At 73.9% G+C, this 16,220-nt stretch carries 11 protein-coding genes and 1 pseudogene; 8 read left to right on the top strand and 4 right to left on the bottom strand.

From position 1 onward, the window contains the following. The 3 genes from CCN42_RS27430 to CCN42_RS27420 all read left to right on the top strand — a co-directional run. On the top strand, positions 1 to 769 hold a 769-nt coding region (locus tag CCN42_RS27430; protein WP_086739614.1), incomplete at its 5' end, for a zinc-binding dehydrogenase. Positions 770 to 919: 150 nt separating this feature from the next. Then, a complete protein-coding gene (locus CCN42_RS27425) occupies positions 920 to 1,129 on the top strand; it encodes a helix-turn-helix domain-containing protein (RefSeq protein ID WP_086168718.1) in 210 nt (69 codons plus the stop codon). Then, complete coding sequence (locus tag CCN42_RS27420; RefSeq protein ID WP_086739613.1) at positions 1,129 to 1,695, top strand: Clp protease N-terminal domain-containing protein; 567 nt, start codon at positions 1,129 to 1,131, stop codon at positions 1,693 to 1,695. Before CCN42_RS27425 ends, CCN42_RS27420 begins: the two co-directional genes overlap by 1 nt. A 74-nt stretch (positions 1,696 to 1,769) precedes the next feature. On the opposite strand, the gene CCN42_RS27415 is transcribed toward CCN42_RS27420, so the two are convergent. Then, positions 1,770 to 2,765, bottom strand: a complete 996-nt coding sequence (locus tag CCN42_RS27415; RefSeq protein ID WP_086739611.1) for a PadR family transcriptional regulator — start codon at positions 2,763 to 2,765, stop codon at positions 1,770 to 1,772. Positions 2,766 to 3,068: 303 nt separating this feature from the next. Then, positions 3,069 to 3,698 (bottom strand): annotated as a pseudogene (locus tag CCN42_RS45930) (DUF4097 family beta strand repeat-containing protein); the annotation flags it as partial. Positions 3,699 to 3,874: 176 nt separating this feature from the next. On the opposite strand from CCN42_RS45930, the gene CCN42_RS27405 reads away from it, so the two are divergent. After that, the gene (locus CCN42_RS27405) at positions 3,875 to 4,705 is read left to right on the top strand and encodes a hypothetical protein (RefSeq protein WP_086739609.1); all 831 of its coding nucleotides are present in this window, start codon (positions 3,875 to 3,877) and stop codon (positions 4,703 to 4,705) included. A 114-nt stretch (positions 4,706 to 4,819) separates the two neighbouring features. Here the strand turns inward: CCN42_RS27405 and CCN42_RS27400 are convergent, their stop codons facing one another. Further along, positions 4,820 to 4,999 carry a DUF6104 family protein gene (locus CCN42_RS27400; protein ID WP_003992906.1) on the bottom strand — a complete coding sequence of 60 codons (180 nt, stop codon included), beginning with the start codon at positions 4,997 to 4,999 and terminating at the stop codon, positions 4,820 to 4,822. 154 nt (positions 5,000 to 5,153) lie between these two features. On the opposite strand from CCN42_RS27400, the gene CCN42_RS27395 reads away from it, so the two are divergent. From CCN42_RS27395 to CCN42_RS27380, 4 genes are read left to right on the top strand one after another with little or no spacing between them, the layout of a single operon-like run. Continuing rightward, a complete protein-coding gene (locus CCN42_RS27395; protein WP_245877480.1) occupies positions 5,154 to 5,576 on the top strand; it encodes a CU044_2847 family protein in 423 nt (140 codons plus the stop codon). Next, positions 5,573 to 7,561 (top strand): VMAP-C domain-containing protein, encoded by a 1,989-nt coding sequence (locus CCN42_RS44805; RefSeq protein WP_086739608.1) that lies wholly within the window; start codon positions 5,573 to 5,575, stop codon positions 7,559 to 7,561. Before CCN42_RS27395 ends, CCN42_RS44805 begins: the two co-directional genes overlap by 4 nt. Then, the gene (locus CCN42_RS27385) at positions 7,558 to 8,613 is read left to right on the top strand and encodes an AAA family ATPase (RefSeq protein WP_245877479.1); all 1,056 of its coding nucleotides are present in this window, start codon (positions 7,558 to 7,560) and stop codon (positions 8,611 to 8,613) included. Before CCN42_RS44805 ends, CCN42_RS27385 begins: the two co-directional genes overlap by 4 nt. After that, a complete protein-coding gene (locus CCN42_RS27380; RefSeq protein ID WP_086739606.1) occupies positions 8,610 to 12,668 on the top strand; it encodes an SAV_2336 N-terminal domain-related protein in 4,059 nt (1,352 codons plus the stop codon). Before CCN42_RS27385 ends, CCN42_RS27380 begins: the two co-directional genes overlap by 4 nt. A 72-nt stretch (positions 12,669 to 12,740) precedes the next feature. On the opposite strand, the gene CCN42_RS27375 is transcribed toward CCN42_RS27380, so the two are convergent. Then, positions 12,741 to 16,220, bottom strand: a 3,480-nt coding sequence (locus tag CCN42_RS27375; protein ID WP_086739605.1) for a multifunctional oxoglutarate decarboxylase/oxoglutarate dehydrogenase thiamine pyrophosphate-binding subunit/dihydrolipoyllysine-residue succinyltransferase subunit, incomplete at its 5' end; no start/stop codon positions are given.

Below are 16,220 nucleotides of genomic sequence, written 5' to 3'. Positions count from 1 at the left end.
CGACGCCGCCGGGATCGACGAGGACGGCAACGAGGTCGTCCTGCACTCCGTCATCGGCCAGAGCGGCCACGGCGTCGGCCCCAAGGAGCCCCGCTCCATCCTCACCGAGCGCTACCAGGGCACCTTCGCCGAGCAGGTCGCCGTACCGACCTGGAACATCCTGCCCAAGCCCAAGGAGCTGTCCTTCGAGGAGGCCGCCTGCCTGCCGACCGCCTGGCTGACGGCGTATCGGATGCTCTTCACCAACGCCGGGGTGCGCCCCGGTGACTCCGTGCTCGTGCAGGGCGCGGGCGGCGGGGTCGCCACGGCCGCCATCGTGCTGGGCAAGGCCGCCGGACTGCGGGTCTTCGCGACCAGCCGGGACGAGGCCAAGCGCAAGCGGGCGCTCGAACTCGGCGCCGTGGAGGCGCTGGAGCCGGGGGCGCGGCTGCCGCAGCGGGTGGACGCGGTGATCGAGACGGTGGGCGCCGCGACGTGGTCGCACTCGGTGAAGTCGCTGCGGCCCGGCGGCACGCTGGTCATCTCCGGTGCCACCAGCGGTGACCGGCCCTCGCACGCCGAACTGACGCGGATCTTCTTCCTGGAGCTGAAGGTGGTCGGGTCGACCATGGGCACCAAGGACGAGCTGGAGGACCTGCTGTCGTTCTGCGCGGCCACGGGGGTGCGGCCGGTGATCGACGAGGTGCTGCCGCTGGACCGGGCCCGGGAGGGCTTCGAGCGGCTGGCGGCGGGGGATCAGTTCGGCAAGATCGTGCTCACCAACTCCTGAGCCTCACCAACTCCTGAGCCCCAGGCAACTCGCGAGCCTCGTCGGCTCCGCCGGCCCACGGCCGGTCCGGTGGTTTCCGGGCCGGCCGTTTTCGCGCCCTCTGTGTCAACCAGGGTTGACGTCACGTGGATGTCAACGTAGGTTGACGTCATGACCGAAGCAACGGATCTGGCCGAGCAGGCGGGTGACCGCGACCCCCGGGTCGGGCTGCGGGCCGTCGCCGCCCTGCGCAGGCTGCTGGAGCAGTTGGAGGCCGTGCAGGTGCGCAGTGCGCGCAATCAGGGCTGGTCGTGGCAGGAGATCGCCGCGGAACTCGGAGTGAGCAGGCAGGCCGTGCACAAGAAGTACGGGAGGCGATGATGTTCGAGCGGTTCACCAAGGACGCCCGTGAGGTGGTGAAGGGAGCCGTCGCCCAGGCCGAGGAGGAGCGGGCGCGGACCGTCGACGCCGGGCATCTGCTGCTGGCGCTCCTCGGCCGGGAGGCGGGCCGGGGCTCCTCCGTGCTCGCGGCACTGGGGGTCACCGCGCGCCGGGACTCGATGATCCGGGCGCTGGCCGAGGCCCGGCGCCTGGCCGGGTTGTCCCAGGCCGAGACCGAGGCGCTGGCCGGGCTGGGGATCGATGTCGCGCGGATCGTGGCCCGGGTGGAGGAGGTGCACGGCGCGGGTGCGATGTCCGGGTCCCCGAAGGGCAAGGCGTGGTGGGGCGGCGGCCGGCCGTCCTTCGGCCGGGAGGCGAGGACGGTGCTGGAGAAGTCCCTCCGCGTCGCCCTCGCCCGCCGCGACCGCAGCATCGGCGACCAGCATCTCCTGCTCGCCCTGACGACACTTCCGGGCGTGCCCGCGGAGGTGCTGGCGGACCACGGGGTCACCTACGAGTCGGTGACGCGGGTGCTGGATGGCGGGGGAGAGGCGAGGGCCGGGTGAGCCGGTCGGTCCCGGCCCTGGTCGCGATGCCCGCCACCACGCCGTCCCGGCCACCGGGGGCCCGCCCTCTCCTCCTACGCCTTCGGCGTCCGTAGCAGTGCGCCGATGTGGGCTGCCGCCGTGGACAAGTGGCGGCGGGCGTCGCGGAACTGGTCCGGGGTGATGCCGTGGTCGCGGGCCGCGTCGCGGATGTCGTCGCGGAAGCGGTCCAGCAGCCGGTCCAGGTCGCGGGCGGGGTCCCCGGTGGGAGTCTCGTGGGCCCAGGACGGCTCGTACGCGGCGGGGAAGTCCTCGGGGGTCGTCGAGTACTCCGGCCGCGGGCCCGCCTTGGGCGGGTTCGGGCGGCCGAAGCCCTTGCCGAAGTCACCGAACTCCCTGGCCAGTTCGGCCAGCCCCTCGCGCAGACCGTTCGGCCAGTCGCCCCGCGTGAAGTGATCCTGGACCTGCTCCTGGACCCGCCGGGCGATGCGCTGCACCTCCTCCTGGGCCTGCGCACGCGCCCGCTCCTGCGCCTCCTTGGCCTGGCGCCGGGCGCGCTCGGCCTCCTCGCGGGCCCGGCGGCTCTCGTCCTTGGCGCGGCGGGCCTGTTCCTTCCACTCCTGCTTGACGCGCCGCATCTCCTCCTTGGCCGCGCGCCAGGCCTCGTTCTCCGCGGGCTCCTCGGCCGCACCGGCGCCCTGCCGGGCCTGGCTCGCGGCGGCGGCCCGCATCTCGCGCCGCAGATCACCGGCCGCGCCCCGCACGTCGGCGCGGATCTCGGCGGCCAGCTCGGCGACCGACTCCCGGATCTCCAGCTCCAGATCGGCCAGTTCGCCGCTGCGGTCGGCCAGTTCGGCGCGGCCCGCGTCCGTGATGGCGTACACCTTCCGGCCGCCCTCGGTGGTGTGGGTGACCAGGCCCTCGCTCTCCAGCTTGGCCAGGCGCGGATAGACCGTGCCCGCCGACGGCGCGTACAGCCCCTGGAATCGCTCCTCCAGGAGGCGGATCACCTCGTAGCCGTGGCGCGGGGCCTCGTCGAGCAGCTTCAGCAGATAGAGGCGGAGGCGGCCGTGGGCGAAGACGGGGGGCATGTCAGAGCACCTTCTTGTCGGTCGTGCCGTCGGCCGGGGCGCTGGTCGGGGACGAACTCTCGCCCGGGCCGGCAGCGGCATTGTCCCCCGTGTCGTCCTGCACCGTGTCCTCCTGCGCCCCGGCCGTGGGGTCGGCGGGCGCTTCCGCCGGGTCGCCGGACACTTGACGGTGGTCGCCCTCAGGCGGCCACTGCCCGCGCCGAGGCGGCCGGTGATGCGCTTGGCGCCCCACTGGCCGGTGACGCGCAGGTCCTCGAAAGCGCTGGAGACGGTCCCGCTGGCGGTGTTGGCCTCCACGTCGGCGTCCGCCGGCTGCGGCAGGCGGATGGCGATCTCGCCGGAGACGCTGGTGAGGCAGATGTCGGTGGGGCTGCTCGCCGGATCGAGGTCGACGATCATCGATCCGCTGACCGAGTCGGCCCTCACGGAGGAGCCCGCCTCGACGACCGACAGGTCCCCGGAGACGGAGTGGAAGCGCAGATCGCCGGTGAGGGCCTGGGCCTCCAGGTTCCCGGAGACGGTGTCCGCGCGGACCGGCCCCGCGAGCCCGACCAGTGTGCTGTCCCCGGAGACCCCCTTCACCTCCACGGGTCCGTCGACACCGGACACGACGACCGCGGCACCGATGGCGCCCACCTCGACACGGGTGCGGGCGGGGACGGCCAGTGAGACCACGGCGCTGCGCCGCCAGCCCTGGGGATCGAGCCATTTCAGGAGCCCCTTCCAGGGCAGGTCCTCGTAGGCCACGGTCAGGGTGCCGTCCTGCTGGGTCACCACCAGGGGCGGGCCCTCGAGTGCGGAGACCTCCAGGCGGGCGGAACCCTCGTCCGTGCCGACCACGTTCACCGTTCCGCCGGTGACGCGGACGCGCAGCTCCCGCACGGGGTCGTCGAAGGCGAGCTTGGTGGGCTCCGCGACGGACCACTCGGACATGGTGAGACCTCCTCGAAACACACACCCCGGCACACGGCGAGACGCCCCGGGCGAGACCGAACGCGCCATATCGCGTCTCCGTGACTCACGATATATCGCGCCCATCGAAAGTCAAGAGACTCGTTCGAGTGGTCAGCAATCCCTGTGAAACGGGCAAAGTGCCCTAGCTTGTGAGCATGCCGAAGGACGACCTCCCGGACGACTCCCCGGGCGCCCTGCTGCTCTGCCGGGCGGACGCCGATTCCGTCGCCTCCGCCGCCCGGCTGCTGCGCGAACCCATGCTGCTCACCGGCGCAGGGGAGGCGTGGAGCGTACTGGTGCCGGAGGGCAGGCCCTGGCGCGACGGCGGCGAGCCGGTCGAGCGGGTCGCCACCGGGTGGGCCACCGCCCTCGCCGTCGGCGCCCCCTGGCCGGTGCTGGCCCTGTGGTGGGACGCCGACCGCGCGGGATACACCCTCGCCTCCGGCTTCCGCCGTCCCGTCGGCTACGTCTGGCTCACGGCCGGTACCCCGGCCGGCGAGGACGAGGCCATGCGCACCTTCGCCGCGCGGCTGGGCCTCGACCCGGTCCTCGACATGCAGTCCCTCGACGAGCTGACACGGCCCGGCTCCGGGGCCGACGCCCGCGCGCGGATGCGCGGCCTGCTCGCGGTCCTCGTCCGCGTGGGCGTCGCCCTGCCCGCCGGTCTCGCCCCCGGCGCCCCCGCCGGCCGGCTGACCGAGGCCGCCCGTGGCCGCCCGGACACCCGGCAGCTCGAACGGCCGCGCCGGCGGGAGGCGCTCCGCGCGGAACCGGAGGCCGTGGAGGACGGCCCGCCGGGTCCGTATCCGCCGCCGTCCGGCGATCCGAGGGCCCTCGTCCTGGCCGCCGCCCAGATCGCCGCCGGTCTCCCGCTCACCGCGTGGGGCCTGCGCCGCCGCAGCGCCGGCTGGCTGGTGGCGGGTGTCCTGCTGCTGGCCCACGGCGCCTCCGGCCTGGCGTACGGCCTGACGCACGCGCGCGACTGAGCGGCCGGGGCCGTCCGCGGACGCACGAAAACGGAGCCCCAAACGCACGAAAACGGGGCCTTAAACGCACGAAAACGGGGCGCCCTCGGACGCCCCGCTCAGCTCATGCCGGACCTACTCGTCGTCCTCGTCGTCCAGCCGCGCCAGCCACGTCGCCAGTCGCTCCACCGGCACCTCGAAGTCCGGGTTGAGATCGACGAACGTCCGCAGCTGCTCGGCGAGCCACTCGAAGGTGACTTCTTCCTCGCCGCGCCGCTTCTCCAGTTCTTCGATGCCTCGGTCGGTGAAGTACACGGGTGCTCTCCTGGGGCTGGGCCTGAGGCCTTGAGGTCGTACCCCACCAGGTTATGCGCCCCGCGACCCTGCCGGACTGGCCGGATCCGGACCCCCGGCGATGCCGGTGCGTGCAGAATGTCCGCACGTACATCACGAGGCGCACGGGGGCGTCATGGACCAGCGCAGAATCCAGGAGATCGAGCTGCCCGGCGGCGGAACGGTCCTCGCACGCGTGAGCGTTCTGGAACCGGACGAGGTGCCCGGCGGGGCCGACGAGTTCTCCTACGAGGACGTCGGCGCCCTGGATCACATGGCGGCGCGCGTCGACCAGCTCAACGAGCTGGTCCGAGGAGTCGGTTCGGCCGTTCTCCAGGCCGCGCGCACGGTCCGGCCCGACGAGGTCAGCGCCACCTTCGGGGTGGAACTCGCCGTCAAGCCCGGCAAGGCCGTCGCCCTGCTCGCCGACGGCGAGGCGAAGGCCGCCCTGTCCATCACCCTCACCTGGCGCGGCGACCCGGCCCGGCCCGCCGCCGACGGGACCTCGACGGCCACCGGTGAGACCGCCGCCGACGGGCAGGGCTCCTCGACCGTATGACAGGCAGGCTCGACGCGCTGATCGTCCGTGCCACCGTGCGGATAGGCCCGGAGGGCGAACCGGACACCCTGTGGGGCAGCGGCTTCTTCGTCGCGCCCGGCTGGGTGCTGACCTGCGCCCACGTCCTGCCGCCCCAGGCGCGCGGCGCGCACCGCACGATCCTCCGGGTCCGGGGGCACAACGGCCTGGACGTGCGGGGCGCGACGGCGTACTGGCTCGACGGCACCGATCCGGAGCAGGACCTGGCGCTGCTGCGCGTCACCGATCCGGTCGACCACGTCTGCGTGCGCCTGACCGACCGCTACGACCCCCCGCTGGCGGTCACCGCCCACGGCTGGCGCTCGCCGGGCGGCGGCCCGCCCCAGCGGTGGAGCGGGCACACCGAGTGCAACGGCAAGGACGGCGCGCACGGTCTGACCCTCGCGCCGCTGGTGGAGATCCCGCACGGCGCGTCCGGCGGACCGCTGCTGGACCGTGAACGCGGGCTGGTGGCGGGGGTCGTCAAGGCCCGCCGCGCGAACAAGGACGGCGGTCTGGCCGTCGCGGTCACCGCCCTGCGCGGATTCCGGCGCGCCCTGCCCGTGGGCGACGAGTCCTCCCTGGGCGCCGACCCGTACGCCGCCCTCATCCGCGCCCACGACGTGTGGCACGAGCGGGTGCGCGGCGGGCAGGCCTGGGTGAAGGCGCAGCAGGAGCTGTGCGGGGGCGGCGCCCGCCGGTGGACGCCCCGGGACAGCGCGGAGGCCTGCGCGCTGCTCGCCGCCCTGCCCCGGCCGGACTCGCCCGCGCAGTTGCAGGAGCTGATCGAGCGGGTGCTGGGTGACGAGCCGCTCTGGGAGGACGAACGCGCCCCGCACGACTGGCGTGACGGTCAGGGCTGGCTCTACGACCACGCGGAGGGCGCCGACGTGGTCTCGCTGCACTACCTGCGCGTGGTCGCGCACGCCTGCGCCGCACGCGCCCCAAAGGCCGCCGCGCGCCTCGAGGGGTGGGTGGCGGAACGGGCCGGGCAGCTCCCCGACCACCTGCGCGCCCTGCTGCTGAACGTGACGGCCGCGGCCCCCGCGCCCTGGGCCGCGGCCCCGCACCCGACAGCCGCGGAGGAGCCGGGCGGCTTCTTCGAGGCCGGGTACGAACCCGGGCCGGCCCCGGAGGACGCCGCCGAGCACGACGACGGCCCGGTCGTCGCCGTCGAACTCGAACCCGACCTGTTCCGTCCCCACGACCGCTTCCACTGGCGCATCTGGACCTGGACCGGCGGCCAGGACACCGCGCGGGCCGTGGACGAGGACACCGACGGCGAAGGCGCCTCCCTCGCCGAACTGCCCCACGTCCTCAACGAGCCGCTGACCCGCACCTTCGGCCTGCTCGACACCGGCCGGCGGGCCAGGCTCGAACTCGCCGTACCGGTCGACCACTTCGGCGTGGACGTCCACCTGTGGCGGCCCGGCCCCGTAGCCCGCAGCCTCAAACCGCACCCCGCCGACCGGCCCTTCGGCGTGCACCGGCAGGTCGTCCTGCGCTGCCTCAAGCGCCGCGGCGAGCCGACCGACGTCTGGCGCGAGCGCTGGCGCGGGATCGCCGAGGGCACGCCCAAGGCGCTGCCGGTGCCGTCTGCGGCCGTCGCCGCGCAGACCCTCGGGCAGGCGCCGCCCGGGGCCGTGCCGGTGCTGTGCCGGCCGCCCGCCGAGAGCACCGAGCCGCTGACCCGGGCGATCGGCGCCGGGTACGGGGTCATGCTGTGGAACCTGCGCGGCGAGCACACCCACGGATGCGGGCCCGACTGCGAGCGGCTGCACGACAAGGCCGCCGAACTGCTCGGCTCCACCAGCCGCGCGACCGCCCTGCCCGAGCGGCTGCGCGCCCTGCGCGAACGCGTCAGCCGGTCCGAGGAGGACGCCTACTGGGCGGAGGACCTGGCCCTGCTCTACGACGACCCCCGCCGCCCGATCCCCCTCTGCGACGACCTGCTGGAGTCCCCGTGACCGAGAACCCCGAGAGCCCCGACACGCAGTGGCACATCTTCCGGGGCAACGGCGAACCGCACGACGGGATCACCCGGCTGCCGCCCCCGCCGCCGTGGCGCGACTTCGACGGCGGCCCCGCCCTCGACACGGTGCCCCCGCTCGGCACCGAGTCCCTGCGCCGGCTGGGTGCCCACGGCGACCACGGCATCGCCTGGGGACCGCAGGAGCTGGAACTGATCAACGCCGCGCTCTTCCTGCGCCGCCCGCTGCTGGTGACCGGTGACCCCGGCTCCGGCAAGTCCACGCTCGCCCACGCCATCGCCCACGAACTCGGACTCGGCCGGGTCCTCCAGTGGCCCATCGTCAGCCGCACCGCCCTGCGCGACGGCCTCTACACCTACGACGCCATCGCCCGGCTCCAGGACACCCAGATGGCCGAACTGAGCGGCGAGGGCCGCAAGGACATCGGCGCCTACCTGCGGCTCGGCCCGCTCGGCACCGCCCTGCTGCCCCGCGCCCGCCCCCGGGTCCTGCTCGTCGACGAACTCGACAAGAGCGACATCGACCTGCCCAACGACCTGCTGAACGCACTGGAGGAAGGCGAGTTCCGCATCCCCGAACTCCAGCGCGTCGCCGACCGGCAGCAGGAGGTGCGGGTGCTCACCGACGACGACGAGCACGTCCCGGTGCGCGACGGACGCGTCCGCTGCCGGGCCTTCCCGGTCGTGGTGATGACCAGCAACGGCGAACGCGACTTCCCCGCCCCGCTGCTGCGCCGCTGCCTGCACCTGGACCTGCCCTCGCCGCGCAACGACGCCTGGGGCCGGGCCCGGCTCGGCGCCATGGTCGGCGCACACTTCGGCGCCGCGGACGCGGAGCGCAACGACGACCTCGTACGCTCCTTCCTCGGCTCCGCTCCGGGCGCCCTGCGCGCCGCCGACCAGCTGCTGAACGCCGTCTACCTCACCCAGCAGGCCGCCCGGCAGGGCGGCGGCGACCGGCAGCGGCTCGCCGAGCTGCTGATGCGGCCCCTCGACCACGGCGAGCAGGGGAGCGGACGCCGCGCATGACCACACCGGACGGGCGGCTGGCCGAGCTGGCCGAGCGGCTGCGCGCGCTCGGCGGCGAGCCGTCCGCGCGCGAACTCGCCGAGGCGCTGTGGCTGGCCCGGTACGTGGCCCCCGCCGCCGTACGCTCCGATCCGGCACCGGCCGCCCCGCGGCCCGAGGACGACCACCCCGCGGAGGCCGGACCGGACCCGTGCGGCCAGGGCGCCGCCCCCGACCCGCCCGCACCGGACCGGCCGGACGCCCGTACGCTCCTGCACGCCGACCGGCCCCGCCCGGCCGACCGGGGAGCCGGGCCACCGGGTGGTGACAGCGCCGGCGCCGTCCGCGTCCGCGTCCCGATGGCGACCGCGCTGCCCCAGCCGCTGGCCCTCCAGCGGGCCCTGCGCCCCCTCCAGCACTACCGCCCGCCGGTCCGCGCCGCCGCCCTCGTCCTCGACGAGCAGGCCACCGCCGAGGAGGCGGCGGAGACCCGCCTGCTGCTGCCCGTGCTGCGCGCCACCGACCGCCGCGAGGCCCGGCTGCGGCTGCTCATGGACGTGTCCACCTCCACCGGGGTGTGGGACACGGCACTGGAGGAACTGCGCCAGATCTGCGCGGGCCTCGGCGCGTTCCGCGAAGTGGCCGCGCACTACCTCCGCGAGGACGCCGACGGCACCCTCGTCGCCGGCACCGCGCGCCACGGCGGGCGGGCGGTACGCGCCGCCGACCAGCTGCGGGACCCCACCGGACGGCAGCTCACCCTCGTGCTCAGTGACTGCGCGGGACCGCTGTGGCGCTCCGGGCGCATGCAGCGGCTCCTTCACCACTGGGGCCAGGCCGCGCCCGTCGCCGTCGTCCAGCCCCTGCCCCAGCGCATGTGGCGGCGCACCCATCTGCCCGCCCTGCCCGGCACCCTCCGGCGCCGCGAAGGACTCGGCGCCCGCCTGGAGTTCACCCCGGCGGACGGCGGCCGCCCGCCGGGCGCGCTACCCGTCCCCGTCCTGGCACCGACCCGGACCGCGCTCGGCACCTGGGCCCGGCTGCTGGCCGGGAGCACCGGCCTCGCGCTGCCCGCGCCCGCCGCCTGGGTGCACGCCGACCACCCGGCCGCCCCGCCGCGCGCGCCCCGCGCCGAACCCGACGCCGAGGTCCTGGTCCGCGCCTTCCGCCGCACCGCCTCCCGCCAGGCCGTCCAGCTGGCCGTCACCTACTCGGCGGTCCCGCTGCTGCTCCCGGTGATGCAGCTCGTCCAGCGCGCCATGCAGCCGCAGTCCGGCCCGACGGTGCTGGCCGAGGTCCTGCTGAGCGGGCTCCTGGAGCGCGGCACGCAGGACGAGTGGTACGAGTTCCGGCCCGGCGTGCGCGAGCTGCTGCTGCGTCTGCTGCCGCCCGGCGACGCCTTCCTCGTGCTCAAGCACTGCGGCGACTACGTCGACCGCCACTTCGGACGCCGGGCCCGCAACTTCCCGGCCCTGGCCCTGAACCGGCTGACCGGCAACAGCACGCCACCACCGAACGACGACACCGGCGTCCCCGTGCCGGACGCGTTCGCCGAGGTGTCGGCACTGGTGCTGGACCGGTTCGTCGCCTCGGCCCCCCAGCCGCCCGCGCGGTCCGTGGACGTGATGTACCTGGTGGAGGAGGAGCAGTGGGCGCTGTGGGCGGCCGACGCCCTGGGCGCCGCGGGCGCGGAGGTGGAGCTGCGGCCGGTGTACGGCGGCCCCCAGGAGCTGCCCCACGTCCTGGAGCAGTGGCTCGACCAGCACCCCCGCGTCCACGTCGTCCTGCTCCTCGGTCCCGCCGGGGCCGAGGCCATCGGCCCGCTCCGCGCGCTCGTGGAGCGCCACACCGACCGGGTGTTCCCGTTCGCGACGGCCCGGCCGGCCACGGGGGCACAGTCGGCCGGAACGGACCTGGTCACCCGCCTGTGGGACCTCACCGCCGCAGAAGCGGAACGGCGGCTTCTGGCCCCGTCCGGCCGCACCGTCCCGGCCACCCGCACCCCCGCGCCCCTGCCCGCCGCGGAGCCGCGCGTCCGGCCCGCGGACCCCTGGGCCGACCCCGTGACCGAGGTGCCGGAAGCGGCGCTGGCCGGGGTGCGCGAGAGCCTGGCGCCGGACCGCCTCGACGCCGCGTGCGTGGTCGTCGGGCCGTCCGCCGAGGCCAAGGCGGAACTCGCGGCTCAGTACGTGCGGCGCCACGGCGCGGAGTACGACATCGTCTGGTGGATGGGCGACGTCGGCCCCGAAACCCGCCGCGAGGAACTGGCCCGGCTCGGCGTCGAGTTCGGCCTGCCCGCCAGAGGCGGCCTGGAGAGCCGCCTCGCCGAGCTCTCCCACGTGCTGCGGGACAACGCGGTCAAGTGGCTGCTGGTGCTGGCCGACTGGGACGATCCGGAGGCCGGGACCCATCTGCCGGAGGGCGGCCACACCCTGGTCACCTCGGCCCGCGAGCGGTGGCCGAGGACGTTCGACGTCGTACGGATGGAGCTCCCGGCCCTCGCGGACGCGTCCGTGCGCAGGGTCCTGGTCCGGGTGGCCGGCGCGGACGGCGTCACGTGCACCGGCTTCTTCGTGGCACCGGGCATCGTAGTCACGTCGGCGCGCATGCTGGGGCCGGACGGGATCGTCACCGTGACGACGGCGGACGGTGACAGGCATACCGCGCGGCCGGGACGCGCGGTCGGTGAGCTGGCGCTCTACGAGGTGCGGGGAGCGCCGGAGGCCCCCGGCCTGTGGCTCAGCGACCGGCCCGACACCCGGCCCGAGGACGTCACCGTGTACGCGGCGCCCGGCCGGGCGACGCAGGCCCGGGCGGAAGGCTCGCCGGGCACCCGTCACCTGCGGTTGCGGGACGCGCCCGCGGTTCACGAGGGCATCGGCGGCCCGGTGCTCAGCCGAGTGGACGGTTCCCTCGTCGGCGTGGTCACGGAGCCCGGCAGAGGGGTGCGCGTCGAGGCGCTGCGGGAGCTGTGCGAGCAGGGCGCCGAGGGGGCGGACCTGTGGCACGCCATCGTCCGCCAGGCCGACCGGCCGGACACGACGGGTCAGCCGGCCCGCAAGCGGCACCTGTACGTCTCGCTGGCACGGCTGGAGCCGCCACCGGATCCGGGGACGGTGGAGCGGCTGACCGACCCCGAGGGGAAGCTGCCGCGCCCGCTCCACCGTCCCCGCAGCTGGCGGGACGGCGCGGGGCACCTGTACGCGCTGGCCTCCGAGGACGCGGTCGTGCGCTACGCCGCCCGCATCCGGGACCATCTCGCGGCGCGGCGCGCGACCAAGGGTCACTTCCTGCTCCAGCAGTGGCTCGACCGGGAGGTGGCCGGGCTCTCCGAGCAGGAGCGGCGGCGGGTGCTGGGCGGGGCCACCGGCTGCCGCATCACCGTGGAGGTCTCCCAGGGCCGCCTGGCGTACGACTGGAAGCTGCACGCGGTGCAGGGGGGCACGTCCCTGCACCGTGCCGGAGGCCGCCTGCACGGCCCGCGGGACACGCCGGTGACGTTGCTGGAGAACAGCCTGCGGACAGCGCTCGGGCAGGCCGACACCAGCAGGCGGCGGCCTGTCGTGGAGTACCGGCTGCCCGAGTCGCTGCTGTGGACCGCCGTGGTGGACGACTGGACCCCGAACCTGGCGCTGCGCGCGGAGTGCACCGTGTACGTCCGCGGGCTCACCACGTACCGGGGGACGCGGCACGCGCCACGCCGGGACGCGGTGCGGCGCGGCCCGCTGACGGCTGTGCGGCCGGCCGGTGACCTGTCCCGCGTGCGGATGCTGCTGGCTGAGGCGCCGCCCGGCGCCGTCCCGCTGCTGTGCCCGCACACCGGCCGGGGGCGCCCCGCGCACCTGCTCGACGAGGTTCGTTCCCTCGGCTGTCCCCTGATCCTGTGGAGCCGCGCGGAGCGGCACCGCGACTGTGCCGACCTCTACGACCAGGTGGAGAGGGAACTGGCCAGGTCGGTCAGCGGTCCGGAACTGCTCGCCCGGCTGCGGGGCCTGTGGATCCGCCAGGTCTTCGGCGACGACAAGCGCGGCTCGATCAAGCACCTCACCGTCTACTACGACCCTCCGGCCGGCTGACCGAACGGCCGAGGGCCCGGCCCCCCGCAGGGGACCGGGCCCTCACACCGGACCGGTGTCAGTGACCGGGGCTCACGCCTCGAACACCTCACGCACCAGCTGCTCCTGCTCGGCCTGGTGCCGCTTCGCGGAACCCACGGCCGGGGACGAGGAGTGCGGACGCGAGATGCGGCGCAGCCGCTCGCCCGGCGGGATGTCGGCGCCGACCGCCAGGTCGAGGTGGTCGATCAGGTTGAGCGCGATGAACGGCCACGCACCCTGGTTCGCCGGCTCCTCCTGGGCCCACAGGTACTTCTCGGCGTTCGGGTACTTCTTGATCTCCGCCTGGAGCTCGGCACCCGGCAGCGGGTACAGCCGCTCGATGCGGATGATCGCGGTGTCCTTGACGCCCCGCTTGACCCGCTCGGCCTCCAGGTCGTAGTAGACCTTGCCCGCGCAGAAGACGACCTTCTTCACGGCCGCCGGGTCCACCGAGCTGTCGCCGATGACCGGGCGGAACTGGCCCGTGGTGAACTCCTCCGCCTTCGACGCGGCGGCCTTCAGGCGCAGCATCGACTTCGGGGTGAAGACGACCAGCGGCTTGTGGTGCGGGTTGTGCACCTGCCACCGCAGGAGGTGGAAGTAGTTCGACGGCAGGGTCGGCATGGCGACCGTCATGTTGTTCTGCGCGCACAGCTGCAGGAAGCGCTCCGGGCGGGCGGACGAGTGGTCCGGGCCCTGCCCCTCGTAGCCGTGCGGGAGGAGCAGGACCACACCGGAGGTCTGGTTCCACTTCTGCTCCGCCGACGAGATGAACTCGTCCACGACCGTCTGGGCGCCGTTGACGAAGTCGCCGAACTGCGCCTCCCACATCACGAGCGCGTCCGGGCGGGCCAGCGAGTAGCCGTACTCGAAGCCCATGGCCGCGTACTCGGAGAGGAGGGAGTTGTAGACGTTGAGGCGCGCCTGCTCCTCGGCGAGGTACTGCAGCGGCGTGTACTCCTCGCCCGTCTCACGGTCGATGATCACCGCGTGACGCTGGCCGAAGGTGCCGCGCTGGGAGTCCTGGCCCGCCAGGCGGACCGGGACACCCTCCAGGAGCAGCGAGCCGATGGCGAGGGTCTCGCCCATGCCCCAGTCGATGGTGCCGTCCTCGACCATCGACGCCCGGCGCTGGAGCTGCGGGAGCAGCCGCGGGTGGACGGTGATGTGGTCGGGGATGTTGACCTGGGACTCGGCGATCCGCTTGACGACCTCGGTGGTGACCGCGGTGCCGACGGCGACCGGGAACTCGGCCTGCGGGTCGGGCGTCTCCACCGCGGACGGCTGCGAGGTGGCCTCGCGGACCTCGGTGAAGACCTTCTCCAGCTGGCCCTGGTAGTCCTGGAGCGCCTGCTCGGCCTCTTCCAGGGTGATGTCGCCGCGACCGATCAGGGACTCGGTGTACAGCTTGCGCACCGAGCGCTTCTTGTCGATCAGGTCGTACATCAGCGGCTGGGTGAAGGCCGGGTTGTCCGACTCGTTGTGACCGCGGCGGCGGTAGCAGATGAGGTCGATCACCACGTCCTTGTTGAACGCCTGGCGGAACTCGAAGGCCAGGCGGGCGACGCGGACGACGGCCTCGGGGTCGTCGCCGTTCACGTGGAAGATCGGGGCCTCGATCATGCGGGCCACGTCCGTCGCGTACATGGAGGAACGCGAGGACTCCGGGGCGGCGGTGAAGCCGACCTGGTTGTTGATCACGATGTGGACGGTGCCGCCCGTGCGGTAGCCGCGCAGCTGCGACATGTTCAGGGTCTCGGCCACCACGCCCTGGCCCGCGAAGGCCGCGTCGCCGTGGATCGCCACCGGCAGGACGGTGAAGTCCGTGCCGCCCTTGTTGATGATGTCCTGCTTGGCGCGGGCGATGCCCTCCAGGACCGGGTCGACCGCCTCCAGGTGCGAGGGGTTCGCGGCGAGCGACACCTTGATCTGCTCGCCGTCCAGGCCGGTGAAGGTGCCCTCGGCGCCCAGGTGGTACTTCACGTCGCCGGAGCCGTGCATCGACTTCGGGTCGAGGTTGCCCTCGAACTCGCGGAAGATCTGCGCGTACGACTTGCCGACGATGTTGGCGAGGACGTTGAGGCGGCCGCGGTGGGCCATGCCGATGACGACCTCGTCCAGGCGGGACTCCGCGGCGCTGTCGAGGACCGCGTCCAGCAGCGGGATGACGGACTCGCCGCCCTCCAGGGAGAAGCGCTTCTGGCCGACGTACTTCGTCTGGAGGAAGGTCTCGAACGCCTCGGCCGCGTTCAGGCGGCGCAGGATGCGCAGCTGCTCCTCGCGCTCCGGCTTGGCGTGCGGGCGCTCCACGCGGTCCTGGATCCACTTGCGCTGCTTGGGGTCCTGGATGTGCATGAACTCGATGCCGGTGGTGCGGCAGTACGAGTCGCGCAGCACGCCGAGGATGTCGCGCAGCTTCATCATCGACTTGCCGGAGAAGCCGCCGACCGCGAACTCGCGCTCCAGGTCCCACAGGGTGAGGCCGTGCTCGGTGATGTCCAGGTCGGGGTGCTTGCGCTGGCGGTACTCCAGCGGGTCGGTGTCGGCCATGACGTGGCCGCGGACCCGGTAGGAGTGGATCAGCTCGAAGACACGGGCGGCCTTGGTGACGTCGTCGTCGTGCGACGCGTCGATGTCCTTGAGCCAGCGGACCGGCTCGTAGGGGATGCGCAGCGCCTCGAAGACGTCGTCGTAGAAGTCGTTCTCGCCGAGCAGCAGGTTGGCGACGGTGCGCAGGAACTCGCCGGAGGCGGCGCCCTGGATCACCCGGTGGTCGTAGGTCGACGTGAGCGTCATGACCTTCGAGATGCCGAGCTTGTTCAGGGTGTCCTGGGAGGTGCCCTGGAACTCCGCCGGGTAGTCCATGGAGCCGACGCCCATGATCACCGACTGGCCGGGCATCAGGCGCGGCACGGAGTGGACGGTGCCGAGGCCGCCGGGGTTGGTCAGGGAGACCGTGACGCCGGTGAAGTCGTCCATCGTCAGCTTGCCCTCGCGGGCGCGGCGGACGATGTCCTCGTAGGCCTGCCAGAACTCGAAGAAGTTCAGCGTCTCGGCCTTCTTGATCGCCGCGACGACGAGCTGGCGGTCGCCGTTGGGCTTGACCAGGTCGATGGCGAGGCCGAGGTTGACGTGCGGGGGCTTGACGAGGGTCGGCTTGCCGTCCTTCTCCCCGAACGACCAGTTCATCGACGGCATGGCCTTGATGGCCTGCACCATCGCGAAGCCGATGAGGTGCGTGAAGGAGATCTTCCCGCCCCGGGCCCGCTTGAGGTGGTTGTTGATGACGATGCGGTTGTCGAAGAGCAGCTTCACCGGCACGGCGCGGACCGAGGTGGCGGTCGGCAGCTCCAGCGAGGCGTTCATGTTCTTGGCGACCGCGGCGGCCGGGCCGCGCAGCGTGATCAGCTCGGGGCCCTCCGGGGCCTCGGCGGCGGGCGCGGCCTTCGCCTTCGGCTGAGCGGGCGCCTGTGCGGGTTGCGCCGGCTTGGCCGGGGAGGGGGCCGCGGTCTTCGCCGCGGGAGCGGGGGC

It is taken from the genome of Streptomyces glaucescens (assembly GCF_002154375.1).
GTDB classification, from domain to species: domain Bacteria; phylum Actinomycetota; class Actinomycetes; order Streptomycetales; family Streptomycetaceae; genus Streptomyces; species Streptomyces glaucescens.
This window is presented reverse-complemented; position numbering and strand designations above follow the sequence as displayed.